This is a genomic window from Lactococcus fujiensis JCM 16395 (assembly GCF_002441655.1).
Taxonomy (GTDB): domain Bacteria; phylum Bacillota; class Bacilli; order Lactobacillales; family Streptococcaceae; genus Lactococcus; species Lactococcus fujiensis.
In genome coordinates, this window is sequence record NZ_JXJU01000003.1 from 37325 (window position 1) to 56482 (window position 19158).

Consider the following 19158-nt stretch of genomic DNA (forward strand, 5'->3'; position numbering starts at 1 on the left):
AAACAATGTCTGAAAATCAAAATTTTAGTCGGCGTTCGAAAAGTCAAAAATCAAAGAAAGAACTCATCAAACGACCGGAAGAAAATGTAGAAGATAAAATCGCAGAACCGAAAACACAATTTGCCAAAATGATGCGGCCAATTAAAAGATTTTGGAAGAAATATAATCTAACAAAAATATTGATTATTTTTGTTCTTTTGGCCGTTGTCGGAATTGGTTCATATTTGTTCTATTTGGCGAAAACGGCCAATGTGAAGGTCTTGCAAAGTTCAATTACAGCGCAAACTCAAATCATCGATAAAAATGGGACGACTGCCGGTGTACTTTATGGTCAGAAAGGGACAACCATTAAATTGGACCAAGTTTCGACCAATATAAAGGACGCCGTTATTGCTACAGAAGACCGAACATTTTACAGTAATCACGGTGTCAATGTTCAACGTTTTGCACTGGCTATTCTTACATTTGGGCACTTTGGTGGAGGCTCAACCATTACGCAGCAGTTAGCTAAAAATGCTTATTTGAGCCAAGCTCAAACAATCGACCGAAAAGCAAGAGAATTCTTTTTGGCTCTCGAAATAAATAAACATTATAGTAAAGATGAAATATTAGCCATGTACCTGAATAATTCCTATTTTGGTAATGGGGTCTGGGGAATTGAAGATGCCTCAGAAAAATATTTTGGTGTTCATGCCAGTCAAGTTACTGTGGATGAAGCAGCAACACTTGCGGGGATGCTTAAAGGACCAGAAATTTATAACCCTTTATATCAAAAAGGGAAGTATGCAATAAACCGTCGCAACACAGTTCTTCAAAATATGGTGAACGCGGGCTATCTTAAGCAAGCGGATGCCGATAAATATATGAAGGTTGATTTGTTAGCACAAGTCAAAGATAACTACAAATCGCAAGATAGTTCTTATAAGTATCCAAGCTACTACAATGCAGTGATTTCTGAGGCTGAGAGTGAGTATGGCTTGACCTTGCAAGAAATTATGAACAATGGCTATAAGATTTACACTGGCATGGATCAAAATATGCAAACAGGCTTGCAAAACACTTATAGCAATCTGAGTCTCTTCCCTCAAGCTTCTGATGGGACGTATGTTCAATCAGCTTCTGTGGCAATTGAACCTAAAACAGGCGCTGTTGAAGCACTCGTTGGCAATGTTGATACCTCCAGCTCAAATGCTTTTTCAGGATTTAATTACGCAACGATGGCAAAACGTTCGCCTGGTTCGGCTATAAAACCGCTCATTGTTTACACCCCTGCTATAGAAGCAGGTTGGTCAATTAATAAAATAGTGGATGATGTAGCAACTACATTTGGTGATTGGGCTCCGACGGAGGCTGATGGAACTTGGGCAGGTGAAGTACCACTTTATCAAGCATTAGCAAATTCATATAATATTCCTGCAGTGGAAACTTACAAAACCATTGGACCATCAATTGGTAATGCTAAAGGAAAAGAATTTGGCATTACAGTCAATAGTACCGATTTAACAAATGCATTGGGTTCAGGAATCGAAACGAACCCTTGGCAAATGGCTCAAGCTTATCAAGTGTTTGCAAATGATGGAGTGATGAAATCTGCTCATTTGATCACAAAAATTGAGAATGCGTCAGGGCAAGTAATAAAAACGGCGAATGTGACTACAAAACGTGTGATTTCCAAAGATACAGCAGATAAGATGACTCAAATGATGCTCGGGACTTTTACAAATGGGTCAGCCTACAATGCTGCACCTAAGAGTTATACGATGGCTGGCAAGACTGGAACGAATGAAAACGTTGACCAATGGGTAGTAGGTTATACACCTGATTTAGTCATGGCCTTGTGGGTTGGTTTCCCTAATCCAAATCAAACGATTTACAAACTAACTGGAACATCTGAAGGACAGACCTCTGTTATTTTCCGGCAGGCAGCATCCTATTTGTTGCCCTACACGACAGGAACAGCATTTAAGGTAGAGAATCCTTATGTGATGAGCGGAATATCGCCTAGAGTTCCATATTACACCTATCAAAGACAGCTTCAGGATAATATTGTGTCGTCAGAACAAGCAGTTGCTCACACGACAGGTAATACGCCAGAATCAAGCTCGTCAAGTTCAAGCAAATCAGGTACAAATAGTTTCGATCAGACTATTAAAGACATTCAAAATACAGCGAAAACAACATGGGAAAAAATTACAGATTTATTTAAGAATTAAGTCGATAAAATCTAAAAAAATATGATAAAATAAAGACAAGAGTGTGACAAATATGACACAAAAGATAGCTTTATGATTTAGAAGGAAGTAAATAAGAAAATGAAACGTTATATCACGGGATTTAACGGACTCAGAACACTTGGTGTTCTTGCTGTAATACTTTATCATCTTTTCCCCACCACGATAAAAGGTGGGTTTCTTGGGGTCGTTCTTTTCTTTGTCTTATCGGGGTACCTCGTCACTAATTCTTTACTTAATGAATATCAAAAAACACAGACCATAAATATTTTGAAATTTCTTGGCCGACGAATTAAAAGGATTTATCCGACACTGATTGCCGTGTTCTTTGTAGTGACACCGTACTTGTTATTTTTTCAACGGAACTTACTTCAGGGACTACGATCAGAATTCTTCTCAAGTCTTTTTTCAGTTCAAAACTGGTGGCAAATTGAGCAAGGCAATTCATACTTCGCAAATATTGTTGGAGCTTCGCCTTTCAAACATATTTACTATCTTTCGATTGAGGGACAATTTTTCATTTTATGGTCCGTTCTCCTCCTTATTCTTTTGAAGTATGTAAAAAATAAAGGGAAAATCTTCTTCATCACATGCGGCTTAACATTTGTTTCGGTTCTCTTAATGGCAATTCTATTTGTACCAGGAGCTGACCCAACTCGCGTTTATTATGGGACGGATACTCGATTTTTCAGTCTCATGATGGGAGCAAGTCTGGCATTCATTTGGCCGATTAATAAGCTCTCGAGCAAAGTGAACCGTAAGGGTCAGCGGCTTGGACTCGTATTGACCGTATCTGCTATTATTATCCTCTTAGTTTCGTATATTTATATGCCTGCTGAGGGGGCAGTTACTTATTATGGTGGGATGTGGTTGATCAGTCTTGTTTCAATGGTTTTAATTGCTTTAATTGCCCATCCAGCTTTGATTGCTAATAAAATTTTTTCAAATCCAGTTTTTGATTATGTCGGCAAACGCTCGTTAGGGATTTATCTATGGCAACTTCCTGTATTTGCATTAGCCGAGGCAAAACTCCTTGAACCTTTTGCTTGGTATAATATTTTGTGGCAATTAGCACTTATCGTAGGACTCGCTGAATTGTCTTATCGTTTTGTTGAAATTCCTGCCCAGAAATTTGATTATTCAAATATTATGGAAATTGTTCACCGTTTTGTCACTGGTGGGGAATGGAAAACAAGAAGGAAATTGATACAGTCAGGACTTGTTTTAATTTTCGTTGCTATTTTAGGACTTATCGTATTTTCCCCAGCATCACCAAGGGACCAAGAGATTTTGCAACAAAAGATTTTGGCGCAACAAGAAGTTCTGTTTAAAGAACAGCAAAAAGTTGCAAATGCAAAAGTCAGTTTACCGCTCAAAACAGTGGCTAGTAAGTATAGTGTCCAACCAATTGTAGCCGAAAAAGCAAGTAAAATGAAAATTATTGCTGTCGGAGACTCAGTTATGATTGCAGCATCAACTAATTTGAAAGAAATGTTTCCTAGTATGAGTATAAATGCAACAGTAGGGGAACAAGTTTCAAGTGGTGCAAAATATTTGCAGGATCATGCTGATGATGTAAAGAATGCTGATGCAATTTTAGTAGCACTTGGAACAAATGGCCTTTTGACCTATGGTGGGACTGATTACATTAATAAAATTTTGTCACTTTCGCAAGGAAAACCGATTTACTGGGTTAATATCCAAGCACCAAATAAGCCTTGGATGTCAGTCAATAACAAACAACTTACTCAGGCAGCGAAGTCAAATAAAGACTTAACGATTATTGATTGGAATAAAGCATCTACAAATAATCCTTCCTGGTTTTATTCTGACCTCATTCATCCACAAGGAGAGGGAGCGATTGAATACACAACCTTGGTGGCTAAAAGTATGACACATCAATTTTAAAATTTAGCGGGACTTGTTCCTGCTAAATTTTATTTGGTAAACTAAATAAATCCTTGGATTTCTTGCGATTTATTAAATATTTTGATAGAATGGAGACTAGATATGATTAAAAAAGCAGGATTAGCATGTACTGAGTGTGGTTCACGTAACTACACCCTGAATTTGTCAAGTAATACAAAAGACAAACGAATTGAAGTTAAAAAGTTTTGTAAGACTTGTGGCAAACATACATTACATAAAGAAACACGATAATAAGATTTAGGTGATTAACCTAAAAGACAGGAACAAAAAATGAAATTTATTAAAGGAATCATTGAAGAAATGAAATTGACGACATGGCCAACACGCCAACAGTCGATTCGTGATTTTTTCTCAGTTATTGAATATACAGCTTTCTTTTTGGTATTCATTATGATTTTTGACTGGATCAGCAAAAACGGAATTACAGCAGCCGTTAACCATCTTTTGCCATTGCTTAAATAATATTGGTTCAATTACGATTGCAGAATTGAATTTTGCAATAATTTTTTGATGAATTTTTCCTAAATTTCAGATAAATTATTCCAATCATGCGAAAATATGGTATAATGAAAGAGAAGTGAGGGGAATCCCCTTTTTCTTTTACAAAAAATTGCAATAATAAAACAAAATAAGAGGTAAATCATAATGGATGAAAATGCTACTGTAAATTTGGACCAAGGTTGGTTCGTCATTCAAACTTATTCTGGCTATGAAAAAAAAGTTAAAGAAGATCTTTTAGATCGCGCTCAACTTTATAATATGTCAGATAACATTTTACGCGTTGAAATTCCAACGGAAACGATCCGTACAGAAGTTAATGGTAAGATGAAAGATGTTGAAGAAAATCTTTTCCCCGGTTACATTCTGGTTGAAATGAATATGACTGATGAAGCTTGGTTTATCGTTCGTAATACACCAAACGTTACTGGTTTCGTAGGTTCACATGGGAATAGATCTAAACCAACTCCCCTTTTTGAAGAAGAAATCAATGAAATTTTAGTTGGCATGGGACAAATGGTCCGGGAAGTCGACTTTGAAGTCTTTGTGGGTAAACGAGTTCGCATTGTTGACGGTGCCTTCTCTGGTTTCGAAGCTCCAATTACAGCTATCAATGGCGATAAATTGACTTTGACTGTTGATATGTTTGGTCGCGAAACACCAGTTGAGCTTGATATGCACCAGATCGAAGAAATTACAGAATAAATGTAAAGGGCCTTGATTAAACTTGGGCCTTTTTTGTTATAATGAAAATAAAAGGAGTGGTAGGGTAAGAAATATTGAAGTCGAATAAAGAAATATTGAAATTTGCTATGCCGGCAATCATTGAAAACTTTTTGCAAATGATGGTTGGTTTGAGTGACACCTTCTTGGTTACTCGAATCAGCTTGTCTGCAGTAGCAGCAGTTTCCTTGTCTAATAATATCATTGCAGTATATCAAGCCCTGTTTATCGCAGTGGGAACGATTGTTGCCAGTCTTTACTCAAGAAAACTAGTTAGCGGAAATGTTAAAGAACGCCAACAAATTGTTGATTCTTCACTCAAATTGACTTTACTGATTGGTTTGTCGCTTGGTTTGTTATCTATAGTATTAGGACGTCCCATTGTCCACTTTTTTGGTGCAAGGGGGGATGTTTTAAAACTCTCGTATGAATATTTAGCACTTGTTGGTGGCGGGATTATCTTACTTGGTTTGATGACAACCTTTGGTAGTTTTCTCAGAGCTCATGGAGATTCGAAGACTCCAATGTTTGCGAGTTTGTTCATAAACCTATTCAATTTGGTATTATCTGCTGTCTTTATTTTTGTTTTTCATTTTGGTGTCTTGGGAGCAGCGATGGGAACTATAATTGCTCGAATTCTTGGTTCGATTTATCTCTTTAATAAAATAAGAGGAGATCGTCCCAGCCGTAAATTCTGGCGCCAAAAGATGGACTCTGAGTTAATTAAATTGACTTTTCCCGCCGCAGGAGAACGACTTGCAATGCGACTTGGTGATTTGATTATCATGATGCTTGTCATAAGTTTTGGAGAAGATGTTTTTGCTGGTAATGCGATTGGTGAAAGCATAACCCAATTTAATTATATGCCAATGTTTGGTATGGCAACAGTGACGGTTGTAATGATAGCGCATGAATATGGTGGAAAGAATATCGAGAATATTCAACGCTATCTTCGGAAAACAATAATGATGTCATTACTGATGATGGTGGTTATCGGTGGAATACTTTTGCTTTTATCACATCCTTTAAGCCAACTGTTCACGTCAGATTTAATAGCTATTAAAAGCAGTCAAACGGTTATTTTATTTTCATTTTTAGCCATCTACTTTGTCGCTGGTGCTAATATTTATACGGCAGCATTTCAAGGGATTGGCAACGCTAAGTTGCCATTTTATGCCACAGCGATTGGAATGCTTGTTGTGAGAACTGGAACTGGAGTATGTTTAGGTTATTTCTTAGGGCTTGGGCTTGCAGGTGTTTGGATAGGGGTCTTGATTGACAACTTATTCCGTTACCTTTTCTTGAAATATAAGTTTAAAAAAGCCTGTCATAATTGACAGGCTTTTTACTGATTGAATTCAGAGGAGTTTTATTATTTTTCGTTTGATTTAAGTAAGTCACGAATTTCACGTAATGTTTCAAGTTCCTCGTTGATTTTGATTTCTTCGATTTCTTCTTTTTTAGGGAAGAGTTTGTTAATTGCTTTAATCATGAAGAAGATTACAAGTGCAATAATCAAGAAGTTGATTACATCGTTTAAGAATGCACCATAAGTAAAGACAGCCTTACCAATCTTGAATTCCATGTGAGCTAAGGCACCACTTGAAGTGAAAATTCCGATAAATGGATTAATCAAATTTTTCACTAATGAAGTGACAAGTCCTGTAAATGCAGTACCAATGATTACACCGACTGCCAAATCAAATACGTTACCACGTAAGATAAATTCTTTAAATTCCTTAAACATAAGTTCCTCCAATAATAATATGAAATCATTGTATCATATTAATGTCATATTATTAACAGAAATTGCTTAAAAAAGTCAAAATAGAATTTTGACTTTTAATTTCATATTACTCGTTTTTTGAGCGACGTGTATTGGCAATAAATTGATGGTAAAAATCAGTTAATCCTTCATTGTCACGCAACTCTTCGAGGTTAAGATGAAGACGATAACGCCAATAATGATAAGTGTGTTCGGGATTATTGATCCGTTCTTCTGCTGGATTTTCAATTCTTAAATCACCGGTCATGTCAAGCCAATCTTGCAGAGGAATGATTGCCAGCATGGCCTCTGTATTCAGAGTGCGTTTAACAATTTCTTGAATGATTTCAGGCTCAGCAAATTGCGGAGCCTCTCCCCCCCAATGCATGATCTCATTGTAATAGCGTTGGGTGAAGGCACGATCTTCTTCCCACCACATTCTTAATGGCGTCGTGTCATGTGATGATGTCGTTACTACTGAAAGGTAAGGTGTATAAACAAGGTCACTCACAAAATCTCCATCAGCGGGCATTCTTTCAATAATAAGACGCAGAATTTGTAAATTCCACATGACGTTTGGAACATTGTCAGGAACCATGCCCAAATCTTCGCCACAGGCCAACATATCCGTGGCCCCTTTAATGGCAGGCAATTTTTTGTAGGCTTGCTCTTCCCAAAAACCGTAGTTTCTTCCATAGAAGTAATCATTATACAGACGTTCAAGCTTGTGCTTAAATTCATCTCCAAATTCACGGAATGATAGAGTTTCCAACATCTTAATACGTGGATGATACATAAATTGGTTTTGATGATCACGTACAAAAATGACATTTTCATGGAGGCGATAGAGACCTTCGATTAGCCAATCTGGAGTATCTGCAAGACTTTCAACTTTACGCTGTGTATCAACAAATGCTTTCAAACGGTAATTGCCATCGCCAGTATAGTCTAGAAATTGAGAGACAATGTAATCACGATTATCGCGCCCAAAGTACTCGTCAATAACCCAATCCTTGATGAAAGGTTCGGTGAAACGTTCAATGCCCCAAGCTCGGAAAGGAATACCATAGTTTTCAATTTCCCAATCGGGCATTGCTAGTGCTGGAGAGAAGTGACCCAATAGACCGCGGACAGCGGTCGCAGGGATTTCCCAAATTCTAAAAAATCCTAAGATATGATCTAAGCGGTAAGCGTCAAAGTATTCAGCCATACTTTTCATTCGGCGAGTCCACCAATCATATCCATCTTCTGCCATTTTATCCCAATTATACGTAGGAAATTCCCAGTTTTGTCCCACGGCAGAGAATGGATCAGGCGGAGCACCAGCTTGCATATCCAAATTAAATAAGTCAGGATTAGCCCATGCATCAGCTGATTTTCTGTCCACCCCAACAGAAATATCTCCTTTGACAGCAATGCCTAAAGAATGGCAAAAATCAACAGCTTCTTTCAATTGAAGGTGCAATAGATATTGTACCATCAGGCTTAAATTGATTTGATCTGCAATTTTTGAATCACTCATTAAATCGATCCAAACACTTTCAGAATAAATCTCGTATTTTTTATCCCAATTGGCACTGTCAGCGCTGACGAAATGATCACGCAAGTAGCAAAAAGCAACATATGGTTTTATCCAAGCTTGATTTTCCAAGAAAAAGGCATCAAATTTCTTGCTTCCTAAAATTGCTTTTCCAGATTTTTTATAAATCTCGCCGGCAAATTTCCATTTTAAGGCCAACGTTTTTTCATAATCAATCTGTTTTAATTGGTTGAGTGATTTCTTCTCAGAAGCATATTGCTTTTTTAAACTTGCAGAAAGCTCATCAATGTACGGACTTAAATTCAAATAAATTGGATGTAAAGCAAAAACGGACACCGCTCTGTACGGAGAAGAGTCTTTCCAATTCATGAAGATAGTTGTGTCATTGATGGGTAGCAATTGAATGATGTCCATACCCGAACGTTTAACGAATTCGGCAAGGACTTTCAAATCTGAAAACTGTCCAATACCGAAGTCATGTTCAGTCCTCAACGAAAAAATAGGAACGGCCACGCCAGTGTGGTAAGGCTTATCACCGTGTGGTCGAATCACAAAGTTATTATCCATTAAATTTCCCCAATTTTTGATCTGTAAAAATTAAAACGATTTCATTTAATGTAATAAATATATTATATGCTATTTTTAAAGATTTTACAACAATAAATGCAAGCGATTGCATGATTTAATTAAAATAATTTTAGCTGTAGTTCAAGTGAGAATTGAAAAAACGATGAAAAAAGGAGAAAAAATTCTTGACAGTCCTATTATATTCTGTTAGAATTGATAGGTGCTGTTAAAAACAGTATGTAGCGATGAAGCGGGAGGTTGCGACACACCCGAAGGTATTGCCATACCAAACGTGTCGGTTTTCACGCAGAGCTAGCCTATTACTAAACAATAGACGAAGGAGAAAAAATGGCAACAAAAAAAATTCGCATTCGTTTGAAAGCTTATGAACACCGTATCCTTGATGCAGCAGCAGAAAAGATCGTTGAAACAGCCAAACGTACTAATGCAGAAGTAAGTGGACCAATTCCACTTCCAACAGATCGCAGTGTCTACACAGTTATTCGTGCAACACACAAATACAAAGACAGCCGCGAACAATTCGAAATGCGCACTCACAAACGCTTGATCGACATCATCGAACCAACTCAAAAAACAGTTGATTCATTGATGAAACTTGATCTTCCAAGTGGTGTAAATATCGAAATCAAACTCTAATTAAGAAAGGTAATTCTCATGTCAAAAGGAATCTTAGGGAAAAAAGTGGGAATGACTCAAATCTTCACTGAAAACGGCGAATTAATCCCCGTTACAGTGATCGAAGCGACTCCTAATACAGTACTTCAAGTTAAAACTGTTGAAACAGACGGTTATGAAGCTACTCAGGTTGGTTTCGATACACTTCGTGAAGTTTTGACTAACAAACCTGCCAAAGGTCATGCTGCTAAAGCTAATACGACTCCTAAGCGCTTCGTTCGTGAATTCAAAGGACTCGAAGGCGCTGAAGTAGGAGCTGAAATCACTGTTGATACATTCACAGCTGGAGATGTCGTTGATGTTACCGGAACTTCTAAAGGTAAAGGTTTCACAGGCGTTATCAAACGTTGGGGACAATCACGTGGTCCTATGGCTCACGGTTCTCGTTATCACCGTCGTCCAGGTTCAATGGGACCTGTAGCGGCTAACCGTGTACCTAAAGGCAAACGTCTTTCAGGTCGCGCTGGTAACCAACGTGTAACTGTTCAAAACTTGGTAATTGCTCAAGTTATCCCTGATAAGAATGTTATCCTTGTTAAAGGTAACGTTCCAGGTGCTAAGAAATCATTGATTGTTGTTAAATCAGCAGTTAAAGCTAAATAAGAAGGAAAGGAGATAGATAATCTATAATGGCTAAAGTATCATTATTCAAACAAGATGGCACACAAGCAGGCGAAGTAGAATTGAACGATGCAGTATTTGGTATCGAACCAAATGAAACTGTTGTCTTCGATGTTGTACTTTCACAACGTGCTAGCCTCCGTCAAGGAACACATGCGCATAAAAACCGCTCACTCGTTTCCGGCGGTGGTAAAAAACCATGGCGCCAAAAAGGTACAGGACGTGCCCGTCAAGGTTCAAACCGTTCACCACAATGGCGTGGTGGTGGTACTGTCTTCGGTCCAACACCATCTGACTATTCATACAAACTTCCACAAAAAGTTCGTCGTTTGGCTCTCAAATCAGTTTACTCAGCAAAAGTTGCTGAAGGAAACTTTGTTGCAGTTGACGCTTTGAACTTTGACGCTCCAAAAACTAGCGAATTCGCTAAAGTTATTGAAGCACTCTCTCTTGAACGTAAAGTTCTTGTTGTCCTCCCTAACGAAGGTAACGAATTTGCAGCTCTTTCTGCACGTAACCTTACAAACGTTAAAGTTGCAACAGCAAACACTACAAGCGTTCTTGATGTCGTATCAGCTGACAAACTTCTCGTTGTAGAATCAGCTCTTTCACAAATTGAGGAGGTTCTTGCATAATGTCACTCTATGATGTAATCCGCAAACCAATTATCACTGAAGCTTCTATGCAAGCAATGGATCAAAAGAAATATACTTTTGAAGTTGCTGCAGGTGCTCACAAACTCCTTATCAAACAAGCTATCGAAGCTGCATTTGAAGGTGTTAAAGTTGAATCAGTAAACACAACTAACGTTAAACCAAAAGCTAAACGTGTTGGTCGTTATACTGGTACAAAATCTGGTTACAAAAAAGCAATCGTAACTCTTACTGCTGACTCTAAGAGCATCGATATCTTCGGCGAAGACGCTGAATAAGAAAGGAGAATAAATCGTGGGAATTAAAGTTTATAAACCAACCTCAAACGGTCGTCGTAATATGACGTCTAGCGATTTTGCTGAAATCACTACCAGCACTCCTGAAAAGAGCTTGCTTGTAAGTATGAACAGCAAAGCCGGACGTAACAATCTCGGCCGCATCACTGTACGTCACCAAGGTGGCGGACACAAGAAAAAATACCGTCTTATCGACTTCAAACGTAATACTGATAATGTAGTCGCTAAGGTTGCTACTATTGAATATGATCCAAACCGTACTGCAAACATCGCTTTGATCGTATACGAAAATGGTATTAAATCATACATCTTGGCTCCAAAAGGACTCGAAGTTGGTATGACAGTTGTATCTGGACCTGAAGCCGACATTAAAGTTGGTAACGCACTTCCACTTGCTAACATCCCTGTTGGTACATTGATCCACAACATCGAATTGAAACCTGGTAAGGGAGGACAATTAGTTCGTTCCGCTGGTGCTTCAGCTCAAATCCTCGGTACTGAAGGTAAATATACTCTTGTTCGTCTTCAATCAGGCGAAATCCGTATGATTCTTTCAACTTGCCGTGCAACTGTTGGTGTTGTTGGTAATGAACAACAAAACTTGATCAATCTTGGTAAAGCCGGTCGTACTCGTTACCTCGGTATCCGTCCTACAGTTCGTGGTTCTGTAATGAACCCTAACGATCACCCACACGGTGGTGGTGAAGGTAAACAACCAGTTGGTCGTAAATCACCAATGACTCCATGGGGCAAACCAGCTCTTGGTCTCAAAACACGTAATAAGAAAGCTAAATCAAACAAATTCATCGTTAAACGTATTAACGGTAAATAATTCGGTTCTTAGAACTTTCATTATTTTGAAACAAACGCCTCTCGGCGTCTTGTTAAATTTGATAATTGTTACCGAATTTAACAAGATGTCGAGTGGACATCTAAAACATCCGCCAGCTCCGCCTAAGTAGCGGCAGTGGTAATTCAATTTAAAGGAGAAACTCATACAATGAGTCGTAGTCTTAAAAAAGGACCTTTCGCTGACGAGCATTTGATGAAAAAAGTCGAAGCTCAAGCATCAGCTGAAAGAAAATCTGTGATCAAGACTTGGTCACGTCGTTCTACAATCTACCCTGATTTCGTAGGACTCACAATTGCAGTTTACGATGGTCGCAAACACGTTCCAGTTTATGTTCAAGAAGATATGGTTGGACACAAACTTGGTGAATTTGCACCTACACGTACATTCCGCGGTCACTCTGGTGACGATCGCAAGACTAAATAAGGAGAGAAATAATGGCAGAAATTACTTCAGCTAAAGCCACTGCAAAAACAGTTCGCGTTTCTCCTCGTAAGACTCGTCTTGTTCTCGATCTTATCCGTGGAAAACGTGTTGCAGATGCAATCGCAATTTTGAAATTCACACCGACTAAAGGTGCTGTAGAAGTTGAAAAAGTACTTAATAGTGCTATCGCTAATGCAGAAAACAACTTTGGTCTTGAAAAAGCTAATTTGGTAGTTAGCGAAACATTCGCAAACGAAGGACCAACGATGAAACGTTTCCGTCCACGTGCGAAAGGATCAGCTTCACCAATTAACAAACGCACTACACACATCACAGTTGTAGTTGCAGAGAAAGAATAAGGAGGTAAAATCGTGGGTCAAAAAATTCATCCAATTGGTATGCGTGTTGGCGTTATTCGCGATTGGGATGCCAAATGGTATGCCGAAAAAGAATATGCGGATTACCTTCACGAAGATTTAGCAATTCGTAACCTTATCAATACTAAACTTGCAGATGCTTCAGTATCAACTATTGAAGTTGAACGTGCTGTAAACAAAGTTATCGTAACTTTACACACTGCTAAGCCAGGTATGGTAATTGGTAAATCAGGAGCTAATGTTGATGCACTCCGTGCTGAACTCAACAAGCTTACTGGAAAACAAGTTCACATCAACATCGTTGAAATCAAAAAACCTGATTTGGACGCTCATCTTGTTGGTGCTGGAATTGCACAACAACTTGAAGCACGTATTGCTTTCCGTCGTGCTCAAAAACAAGCGATTCAACGCGCTATGCGTGCAGGTGCTAAAGGGATTAAAACTCAAGTATCTGGTCGTTTGAATGGTGCTGATATCGCCCGTGCAGAAGGATATTCTGAAGGTACAGTTCCACTTCACACATTGCGTGCAGATATCGACTATGCTTGGGAAGAAGCAGACACTACATATGGTAAACTTGGCGTTAAAGTTTGGATTTACCGTGGTGAAGTTCTCCCAACTAAAAATTCTGTGAAAGGAGACAAATAATCCATGTTAGTACCAAAACGTGTAAAACACCGTCGTGAATTCCGCGGTAAAATGCGTGGCGAAGCTAAAGGTGGTAAAGAAGTAGCATTCGGTGAATTTGGGCTTCAAGCACAAACTTCTCACTGGATCACTAACCGCCAAATTGAAGCTGCCCGTATTGCAATGACTCGTTACATGAAACGTAACGGTCAAGTTTGGATTAAAATCTTCCCACACAAGTCATACACTACTAAAGGTATTGGTGTACGTCAAGGTTCTGGTAAAGGTGCTCCTGCAGGTTGGGTTGCCCCAGTTAAACGTGGTAAAATCATGTTTGAAGTTGGTGGCGTAAGTGAAGAAGTTGCTCGCGAAGCGTTGCGTCTTGCATCACATAAACTTCCTGTTAAGACTAAATTTGTGAAACGAGGTGAAGCGTAATGAAATTGAGCGAAACTAAATCACTTCTTAAAGATTTGCGCGCATTGTCAGTTGAAGAATTGACAGCTCGTGAAGCAGAATTGAAAAAAGAATTGTTCGAACTTCGTTTCCAAGCCGCTGCTGGTAAACTTGAAAATACTGGTAAACTTAACGAAGTGAAGAAAACTATTGCACGTGTAAAAACTGTGCAAGCTGAATTGAACAAATAATAGGTCAGGAGATTATAAATGGAACGCAATCAACGTAAAGTTTATCAAGGCCGCGTGGTTTCAGACAAAATGGATAAAACCATTACTGTTGTTGTTGAAACAAAACGTAACCACCCTGTCTATGGTAAACGTATCAATTACTCTAAAAAATATAAAGCTCACGATGAAAACAATACTGCCAAAATTGGTGATATCGTTCGTATCATGGAAACTCGTCCTTTGTCTAAAGACAAACGTTTCCGTTTGATTGAAGTCGTTGAAGAAGCTGTAATTATCTAAGCAAAACTAGGAGGAAATAAGCATGATTCAAACAGAATCTCGTTTGAAAGTTGCAGATAACTCAGGTGCGAAAGAACTTTTGACAATCCGTGTACTCGGTGGTTCAAGTCGTAAGTTCGCTGGTATCGGTGATATCATTGTAGCTTCAGTTAAATCAGCTGCCCCTGGTGGAGCTGTTAAAAAAGGTGACGTGGTTAAAGCTGTTATCGTTCGTACAAAACATGGTGCTAAACGTACCGATGGTTCATACATCAAATTTGACGAAAATGCAGCAGTTCTTATCAAAGATGATAAGACTCCACGTGGTACTCGTATCTTTGGCCCTGTTGCACGTGAACTCCGCGAAGGCGGTTATATGAAGATCGTGTCACTTGCTCCAGAAGTACTTTAATTTTCAAACAAAATTATCGTGAAATATGGTCATTTATGATAGAATACAATTCTGTCATTAATGACATAATAGTCCCCTAGACGCCGACTCATCGACGTTCAGGGTGTCCGTATGGACGTAAGAAAGGAAACATTAAAATGTTTGTAAAAACTGGTGATACAGTTAAAGTTATCGCAGGTAAAGACCGCGGAACTACTGGTAAAGTAATTAAAGCTTTGCCAAAATTCAATAAAGTTGTTGTTGAAGGTGTTGCTATCATGAAGAAACACCAAAAACCAAATGCTGAAAATCCAAACGGCGCAATTCTTGAAATCGAAGCACCTATTCACGTTTCAAACGTGCAAGTGCTTGACAAGAACGGTGTTGCTGGACGTGTTGGTTACAAAGAAGTTGACGGCAAAAAAGTTCGTTTCAACAAAAAATCAGGCGAAGTCCTAGACTAATAGAAGGGAGAACAGAAAATGACTAATCGTTTAAAAGAAAAATATACTAGCGAAATCGTACCAGCTTTGACTGAAACATTTAATTATGCATCAATCATGGCAGTCCCTAAAGTTGATAAAATCGTTATCAACATGGGTGTTGGAGATGCGCTTAACAACTCTAAAAACCTTGATAAAGCCGTAGCTGAATTGGCGTTGATCTCTGGTCAAAAACCACTTATCACTAAAGCTAAAAAATCAGTTGCCGCTTTCCGTCTTCGTGAAGGCCAATCAATCGGTGCAAAAGTTACACTTCGTGGCGAACGCATGTACGAATTTTTGGACAAACTTGTAACTGTTTCTCTTCCACGTGTACGTGACTTCCATGGTGTATCTAACAAAGCCTTTGACGGTCGTGGTAACTACACACTTGGTGTTAAGGAACAATTGATCTTCCCAGAAATCACATATGATGATGTTGATAAAGTTCGCGGTATGGATATTGTTATCGTTACTACTGCAAACACTGACGAAGAATCACACGAATTGCTGAAACAACTCGGCATGCCGTTCGCTAAATAAGAATAGGGAGAATATATAAATGGCTAAGACATCTATGGTTGTTAAAAACCAACGCCCTGCAAAATTCTCAACGCAAGCTTATACTCGTTGCGAACGCTGCGGACGTCCACATTCAGTATACCGCAAATTCAAACTTTGCCGTATCTGTCTTCGCGATTTGGCTTACAAAGGTCAATTGCCAGGCGTTAAAAAAGCTTCTTGGTAAGAAGCACTTGCTCATACGATATAGAAACTATCTCACAGAGATGGTTTTTTTGTATTTTCAAGTGCTGTAAAGTAAGAAAAATTTGAGTGCGGCTTACGGAAAATAACATGTTTAATTAAGAATAAAGAGGTCTTCTGTAGCCTCCCAATTTTGAACGCTGGTTTACAGTCCGTAAACTATGCAAAATAAATGATCGAAAATCAAAAATTGTGATACACCCGAAAATATTGTTATTAATCTATTGACATGAATCTATATTTTTTGTATAATATATAGGTTCGGTTATTTTGAGCAAGTGTCTATTTTGGCAATTAATGTTCAAGGATAACCTCATTAATTTGAAAGTGGGATTTGAACAAGCCCAAACTACAAATAAGGAGAAATTACATTATGGTAATGACTGACCCAATTGCAGACCTTTTGACTCGTATTCGTAACGCTAACATGCGTAAATTCGATGTTGTTGAAGCTCCTGCATCAAAAATCAAACGTCAAATCGCTGAGATTCTTAAAGCTGAAGGTTACGTTAAAGACGTTGAATTCGTTGAAGATAACAAACAAGGTGTTATCCGCATTTTCCTTAAATACGGACAAAACGGTGAAAAAGTTATCACTAACTTGAAACGTATCTCTAAACCAGGTCTTCGTGTTTATGTTAAATCTGAAGATATGCCTAAAGTATTGAACGGTTTGGGAACTGCTATCATCTCAACTTCTGAAGGTGTTGTTACTGACTCAGTAGCTCGCGCTAAGAATATTGGTGGTGAAGTACTCGCTTACGTTTGGTAAGAATTAGCGATTAGCTAATTATCATCGTCAGACTGACTCTGTCAGCACTGACAAACCCGTGAAAACAGCTGGATAGCTGATAATTTAACAGGAAAAGGAAGAAAAAATGTCACGTATTGGTAACAAAATCATCGTTATCCCTGCAGGTGTAACTGTAGAACAAAACGGTGCTACTGTAACTGTCAAAGGACCTAAAGGTGAACTCGTTCGTTCATTCAACGAAAATATCACACTTGATATCGCTGAAAACGAAATCACTGTAAAACGCCCTGACGACACAAAAGAAATGAAAATGCTCCACGGTACTACTCGTGCCCTCCTCCACAACATGGTTGTTGGTGTTTCAGAAGGCTTCTCAAAAGCGCTTGAAATGATCGGGGTTGGATACCGTGCACAACTTCAAGGAACGAAACTTGTATTGTCTGTTGGTAAATCACACCAAGACGAAGTTGAAGCTCCTGAAGGAATCAAGTTTGTCGTTGCTAATCCAACTTCAATCGTTGTTGAAGGAATTAGTAAAGAAGCTGTTGGACAAATGGCAGCTTACATCCGTAGCCGTCGTTCACCAGAACCTTATAAAGGTAAAGGTATCCGCTACGTTGGTGAATACGTTCGTCGTAAAGAAGGTAAAACTGGTAAATAAAATCGCATTTTTTCTGATCGCTAAAGCGATTGAAAAATGTAGACTTGTTACAATATTTAGCAAGTTTGGATTCTTATTGATTGCAGAGGTGCGATTTCAGCAACTTCTAACTTAATAAGAATGGCGATTTATAATCCGTAGTTGGTGTTCATTATTTATAATGGAATGCCAAGATTCTGTCAATGCTATTTTCATATAGACAGACAGAAACTTCCCGCTTGTCGGCCAACCTAGTGTTGACATTTATGACAAGACTCATTGCTGGCAAAAACTAGTGATAATAAAATTTAAAAAGAGGTAGAATTGTGATTTCTAAACCAGATAAAAACAAACTCCGTCAACGTCGTCACACACGCGTTCGCGGTAAAATTTCAGGTACATCTGAAACTCCACGTTTGAACGTTTTCCGTTCAAACACTAACATTTATGCTCAAGTCATTGATGACGTTGCAGGCGTAACACTTGCATCAGCTAATTCACTTAAATTGACTGGTTCTAAATCAGAACAAGCTGCTCAAGTAGGTACAGCAATTGCTGAAGCTGCTAAAGCAAAAGGTGTTGAAGTTGTTGTCTTTGACCGCGGTGGTTATCTCTATCACGGACGTGTTCAAGCACTCGCTGAAGCTGCTCGTGAAGCAGGATTGAAATTCTAAGGAAAGGGGTAATCTGAAAAATGGCTAGAAACGAAGAAGTAAAAGAATTCGAAGAACGCGTTGTTGGGATTAACCGCGTTACTAAAGTTGTTAAAGGTGGTCGTCGCCTCCGTTTTGCAGCACTTGTTGTTGTTGGAGACCGTAACGGTCGCGTAGGTTTCGGTACTGGTAAAGCTCAAGAAGTTCCAGAAGCTATCCGTAAAGCAATCGAAGCTGCTAAGAAAAACCTCATTACAGTTCCTATGGTTGGTACAACTCTACCTCACGAAGCACTTGGTGTATTCGGTGGTGGTAAGATCTTGCTTAAACCAGCTGCAGAAGGTTCTGGAGTTGCTGCAGGTGGTGCTGTTCGTGCCGTCCTCGAACTTGCTGGTGTAGCTGATGTTACATCTAAATCATTAGGTTCTAACACTCCAATCAACGTTGTTCGTGCAACAGTTGATGGATTGTCACAACTTAAACGCGCTGAAGAAGTTGCTGCATTGCGTGGCAAATCTGTAAGCGACTTAGCATAAGGAGGATATCATGGCTCAAATTAAAATTACATTGGTAAATTCACCAATCGGCCGTATCCCTGCTCAACGTAAAACAGTTGTTGCGCTTGGTCTTGGTAAACTCGGTTCATCCGTAGTTAAAGAAGATACTGCAGCAATGCGTGGTATGGCAAATTCAATTTCTCACCTTGTAAAAGTTGAAGAAATCTAATCAGACAAACAAAAAACTATCTTTTAAGATAGTTTTTTTTATT

General features: G+C 38.8%; 28 protein-coding genes. 26 read left to right on the forward strand and 2 right to left on the reverse strand.

All coding sequences use genetic code 11. The features are described 5' to 3' along the window. Nucleotides 1–5: 5 nt before the first annotated feature. The 6 genes from RT41_RS03045 to RT41_RS03070 all read left to right on the forward strand — a co-directional run bounded on the left by RT41_RS03045 (nucleotide 6) and on the right by RT41_RS03070 (nucleotide 6718). Nucleotides 6–2213 (forward strand): PBP1A family penicillin-binding protein, encoded by a 2208-nt coding sequence (locus tag RT41_RS03045; protein WP_096817383.1) that lies wholly within the window; start codon nucleotides 6–8, stop codon nucleotides 2211–2213. A gap of 99 nt (nucleotides 2214–2312) precedes the next feature. Continuing rightward, nucleotides 2313–4139 (forward strand): acyltransferase family protein, encoded by a 1827-nt coding sequence (locus RT41_RS03050; RefSeq protein ID WP_096817386.1) that lies wholly within the window; start codon nucleotides 2313–2315, stop codon nucleotides 4137–4139. A 102-nt stretch (nucleotides 4140–4241) separates the two neighbouring features. Further along, complete coding sequence (gene rpmG / locus RT41_RS03055) at nucleotides 4242–4391, forward strand: 50S ribosomal protein L33 (protein ID WP_096817388.1); 150 nt, start codon at nucleotides 4242–4244, stop codon at nucleotides 4389–4391. Between the two features lie 39 nt (nucleotides 4392–4430). Further along, nucleotides 4431–4622: a preprotein translocase subunit SecE gene (secE, locus tag RT41_RS03060; protein ID WP_096817390.1), complete on the forward strand. Its 192-nt coding sequence runs from the start codon at nucleotides 4431–4433 to the stop codon at nucleotides 4620–4622. Nucleotides 4623–4805: 183 nt separating this feature from the next. Beyond that, nucleotides 4806–5363, forward strand: a complete 558-nt coding sequence (nusG, locus tag RT41_RS03065; protein ID WP_096817392.1) for a transcription termination/antitermination protein NusG — start codon at nucleotides 4806–4808, stop codon at nucleotides 5361–5363. Nucleotides 5364–5437: 74 nt separating this feature from the next. Then, a complete protein-coding gene (locus tag RT41_RS03070; RefSeq protein WP_096817394.1) occupies nucleotides 5438–6718 on the forward strand; it encodes an MATE family efflux transporter in 1281 nt (426 codons plus the stop codon). Between the two features lie 35 nt (nucleotides 6719–6753). Here the strand turns inward: RT41_RS03070 and mscL are convergent, their stop codons facing one another. Beyond that, nucleotides 6754–7128, reverse strand: a complete 375-nt coding sequence (gene mscL / locus RT41_RS03075) for a large-conductance mechanosensitive channel protein MscL (RefSeq protein ID WP_054639165.1) — start codon at nucleotides 7126–7128, stop codon at nucleotides 6754–6756. A gap of 106 nt (nucleotides 7129–7234) precedes the next feature. After that, a complete protein-coding gene (locus RT41_RS03080) occupies nucleotides 7235–9253 on the reverse strand; it encodes a 4-alpha-glucanotransferase (protein WP_096817397.1) in 2019 nt (672 codons plus the stop codon). A gap of 348 nt (nucleotides 9254–9601) precedes the next feature. Between RT41_RS03080 and rpsJ the strand changes: the two genes are divergently transcribed. The 20 genes from rpsJ (at nucleotide 9602) to rpmD (ending at nucleotide 19115) form a co-directional block, all read left to right on the forward strand. Beyond that, nucleotides 9602–9910, forward strand: coding sequence for a 30S ribosomal protein S10 (gene rpsJ / locus RT41_RS03085; protein ID WP_003129973.1), 309 nt, complete (start codon nucleotides 9602–9604; stop codon nucleotides 9908–9910). A gap of 18 nt (nucleotides 9911–9928) precedes the next feature. Beyond that, nucleotides 9929–10552: a 50S ribosomal protein L3 gene (gene rplC / locus RT41_RS03090; protein WP_054639164.1), complete on the forward strand. Its 624-nt coding sequence runs from the start codon at nucleotides 9929–9931 to the stop codon at nucleotides 10550–10552. A gap of 26 nt (nucleotides 10553–10578) precedes the next feature. Beyond that, nucleotides 10579–11205 (forward strand): 50S ribosomal protein L4, encoded by a 627-nt coding sequence (gene rplD / locus RT41_RS03095; RefSeq protein ID WP_054639163.1) that lies wholly within the window; start codon nucleotides 10579–10581, stop codon nucleotides 11203–11205. Continuing rightward, nucleotides 11205–11501 carry a 50S ribosomal protein L23 gene (locus RT41_RS03100; RefSeq protein WP_054639162.1) on the forward strand — a complete coding sequence of 99 codons (297 nt, stop codon included), beginning with the start codon at nucleotides 11205–11207 and terminating at the stop codon, nucleotides 11499–11501. The genes rplD and RT41_RS03100 overlap by 1 nt, the downstream gene beginning before the upstream one ends. 16 nt (nucleotides 11502–11517) lie before the next feature. Continuing rightward, nucleotides 11518–12351 (forward strand): 50S ribosomal protein L2, encoded by an 834-nt coding sequence (gene rplB / locus RT41_RS03105; RefSeq protein ID WP_096817399.1) that lies wholly within the window; start codon nucleotides 11518–11520, stop codon nucleotides 12349–12351. A 168-nt stretch (nucleotides 12352–12519) separates the two neighbouring features. Then, the gene (gene rpsS, locus RT41_RS03110; RefSeq protein ID WP_096817402.1) at nucleotides 12520–12795 is read left to right on the forward strand and encodes a 30S ribosomal protein S19; all 276 of its coding nucleotides are present in this window, start codon (nucleotides 12520–12522) and stop codon (nucleotides 12793–12795) included. Between the two features lie 11 nt (nucleotides 12796–12806). Further along, entirely contained in the window at nucleotides 12807–13154 is a 348-nt protein-coding gene (gene rplV / locus RT41_RS03115) for a 50S ribosomal protein L22 (RefSeq protein WP_054639161.1), read from the forward strand. A gap of 12 nt (nucleotides 13155–13166) precedes the next feature. Next, a complete protein-coding gene (gene rpsC, locus RT41_RS03120; protein WP_054639160.1) occupies nucleotides 13167–13820 on the forward strand; it encodes a 30S ribosomal protein S3 in 654 nt (217 codons plus the stop codon). 3 nt (nucleotides 13821–13823) lie between these two features. Further along, complete coding sequence (gene rplP, locus RT41_RS03125) at nucleotides 13824–14237, forward strand: 50S ribosomal protein L16 (RefSeq protein WP_054639159.1); 414 nt, start codon at nucleotides 13824–13826, stop codon at nucleotides 14235–14237. Next, complete coding sequence (gene rpmC, locus RT41_RS03130; protein WP_096817405.1) at nucleotides 14237–14446, forward strand: 50S ribosomal protein L29; 210 nt, start codon at nucleotides 14237–14239, stop codon at nucleotides 14444–14446. The genes rplP and rpmC overlap by 1 nt, the downstream gene beginning before the upstream one ends. A gap of 18 nt (nucleotides 14447–14464) precedes the next feature. Next, nucleotides 14465–14725: a 30S ribosomal protein S17 gene (gene rpsQ / locus RT41_RS03135; RefSeq protein ID WP_096817407.1), complete on the forward strand. Its 261-nt coding sequence runs from the start codon at nucleotides 14465–14467 to the stop codon at nucleotides 14723–14725. A gap of 22 nt (nucleotides 14726–14747) precedes the next feature. Beyond that, the gene (gene rplN / locus RT41_RS03140) at nucleotides 14748–15116 is read left to right on the forward strand and encodes a 50S ribosomal protein L14 (protein ID WP_054639157.1); all 369 of its coding nucleotides are present in this window, start codon (nucleotides 14748–14750) and stop codon (nucleotides 15114–15116) included. Between the two features lie 137 nt (nucleotides 15117–15253). Further along, a complete protein-coding gene (gene rplX / locus RT41_RS03145; protein WP_054639156.1) occupies nucleotides 15254–15559 on the forward strand; it encodes a 50S ribosomal protein L24 in 306 nt (101 codons plus the stop codon). A gap of 18 nt (nucleotides 15560–15577) precedes the next feature. Continuing rightward, nucleotides 15578–16120, forward strand: coding sequence for a 50S ribosomal protein L5 (gene rplE / locus RT41_RS03150; RefSeq protein WP_054639155.1), 543 nt, complete (start codon nucleotides 15578–15580; stop codon nucleotides 16118–16120). Nucleotides 16121–16139: 19 nt separating this feature from the next. Then, nucleotides 16140–16325 carry a type Z 30S ribosomal protein S14 gene (locus tag RT41_RS03155; protein WP_096817410.1) on the forward strand — a complete coding sequence of 62 codons (186 nt, stop codon included), beginning with the start codon at nucleotides 16140–16142 and terminating at the stop codon, nucleotides 16323–16325. 390 nt (nucleotides 16326–16715) lie between these two features. Further along, entirely contained in the window at nucleotides 16716–17114 is a 399-nt protein-coding gene (rpsH, locus tag RT41_RS03160) for a 30S ribosomal protein S8 (RefSeq protein ID WP_054639154.1), read from the forward strand. A 106-nt stretch (nucleotides 17115–17220) separates the two neighbouring features. Beyond that, entirely contained in the window at nucleotides 17221–17757 is a 537-nt protein-coding gene (rplF, locus tag RT41_RS03165; RefSeq protein WP_054639153.1) for a 50S ribosomal protein L6, read from the forward strand. A 305-nt stretch (nucleotides 17758–18062) separates the two neighbouring features. Beyond that, entirely contained in the window at nucleotides 18063–18410 is a 348-nt protein-coding gene (gene rplR / locus RT41_RS03170; RefSeq protein WP_054639152.1) for a 50S ribosomal protein L18, read from the forward strand. A 20-nt stretch (nucleotides 18411–18430) separates the two neighbouring features. Then, the gene (gene rpsE / locus RT41_RS03175) at nucleotides 18431–18925 is read left to right on the forward strand and encodes a 30S ribosomal protein S5 (RefSeq protein ID WP_054639151.1); all 495 of its coding nucleotides are present in this window, start codon (nucleotides 18431–18433) and stop codon (nucleotides 18923–18925) included. 10 nt (nucleotides 18926–18935) lie between these two features. Beyond that, nucleotides 18936–19115, forward strand: coding sequence for a 50S ribosomal protein L30 (gene rpmD, locus RT41_RS03180; protein WP_054639150.1), 180 nt, complete (start codon nucleotides 18936–18938; stop codon nucleotides 19113–19115). Nucleotides 19116–19158: the final 43 nt, after the last annotated feature.

Excerpts from the sequence above, each read along its gene's own strand:
- rplE (WP_054639155.1), top strand. The coding sequence starts at position 15,578 with ATGACTAATCGTTTAAAAGAAAAATATACTAGCGAAATCGTACCAGCT.
- rplC (WP_054639164.1), top strand. The coding sequence starts at position 9,929 with ATGTCAAAAGGAATCTTAGGGAAAAAAGTGGGAATGACTCAAATCTTC.
- RT41_RS03045 (WP_096817383.1), top strand. The coding sequence starts at position 6 with ATGTCTGAAAATCAAAATTTTAGTCGGCGTTCGAAAAGTCAAAAATCA.
- rpsJ (WP_003129973.1), top strand. The coding sequence starts at position 9,602 with ATGGCAACAAAAAAAATTCGCATTCGTTTGAAAGCTTATGAACACCGT.
- nusG (WP_096817392.1), top strand. The coding sequence starts at position 4,806 with ATGGATGAAAATGCTACTGTAAATTTGGACCAAGGTTGGTTCGTCATT.
- RT41_RS03100 (WP_054639162.1), top strand. The coding sequence starts at position 11,205 with ATGTCACTCTATGATGTAATCCGCAAACCAATTATCACTGAAGCTTCT.
- secE (WP_096817390.1), top strand. The coding sequence starts at position 4,431 with ATGAAATTTATTAAAGGAATCATTGAAGAAATGAAATTGACGACATGG.
- rpmG (WP_096817388.1), top strand. The coding sequence starts at position 4,242 with ATGATTAAAAAAGCAGGATTAGCATGTACTGAGTGTGGTTCACGTAAC.
- RT41_RS03050 (WP_096817386.1), top strand. The coding sequence starts at position 2,313 with ATGAAACGTTATATCACGGGATTTAACGGACTCAGAACACTTGGTGTT.
- rpsH (WP_054639154.1), top strand. The coding sequence starts at position 16,716 with ATGGTAATGACTGACCCAATTGCAGACCTTTTGACTCGTATTCGTAAC.
- RT41_RS03155 (WP_096817410.1), top strand. The coding sequence starts at position 16,140 with ATGGCTAAGACATCTATGGTTGTTAAAAACCAACGCCCTGCAAAATTC.
- rplD (WP_054639163.1), top strand. The coding sequence starts at position 10,579 with ATGGCTAAAGTATCATTATTCAAACAAGATGGCACACAAGCAGGCGAA.
- rpmD (WP_054639150.1), top strand. The coding sequence starts at position 18,936 with ATGGCTCAAATTAAAATTACATTGGTAAATTCACCAATCGGCCGTATC.
- rplP (WP_054639159.1), top strand. The coding sequence starts at position 13,824 with ATGTTAGTACCAAAACGTGTAAAACACCGTCGTGAATTCCGCGGTAAA.
- rpsE (WP_054639151.1), top strand. The coding sequence starts at position 18,431 with ATGGCTAGAAACGAAGAAGTAAAAGAATTCGAAGAACGCGTTGTTGGG.
- rplN (WP_054639157.1), top strand. The coding sequence starts at position 14,748 with ATGATTCAAACAGAATCTCGTTTGAAAGTTGCAGATAACTCAGGTGCG.
- RT41_RS03080 (WP_096817397.1), bottom strand. The coding sequence starts at position 9,253 with ATGGATAATAACTTTGTGATTCGACCACACGGTGATAAGCCTTACCAC.
- rpmC (WP_096817405.1), top strand. The coding sequence starts at position 14,237 with ATGAAATTGAGCGAAACTAAATCACTTCTTAAAGATTTGCGCGCATTG.
- rplV (WP_054639161.1), top strand. The coding sequence starts at position 12,807 with ATGGCAGAAATTACTTCAGCTAAAGCCACTGCAAAAACAGTTCGCGTT.
- mscL (WP_054639165.1), bottom strand. The coding sequence starts at position 7,128 with ATGTTTAAGGAATTTAAAGAATTTATCTTACGTGGTAACGTATTTGAT.
- rpsQ (WP_096817407.1), top strand. The coding sequence starts at position 14,465 with ATGGAACGCAATCAACGTAAAGTTTATCAAGGCCGCGTGGTTTCAGAC.
- rplX (WP_054639156.1), top strand. The coding sequence starts at position 15,254 with ATGTTTGTAAAAACTGGTGATACAGTTAAAGTTATCGCAGGTAAAGAC.
- rpsS (WP_096817402.1), top strand. The coding sequence starts at position 12,520 with ATGAGTCGTAGTCTTAAAAAAGGACCTTTCGCTGACGAGCATTTGATG.
- rplF (WP_054639153.1), top strand. The coding sequence starts at position 17,221 with ATGTCACGTATTGGTAACAAAATCATCGTTATCCCTGCAGGTGTAACT.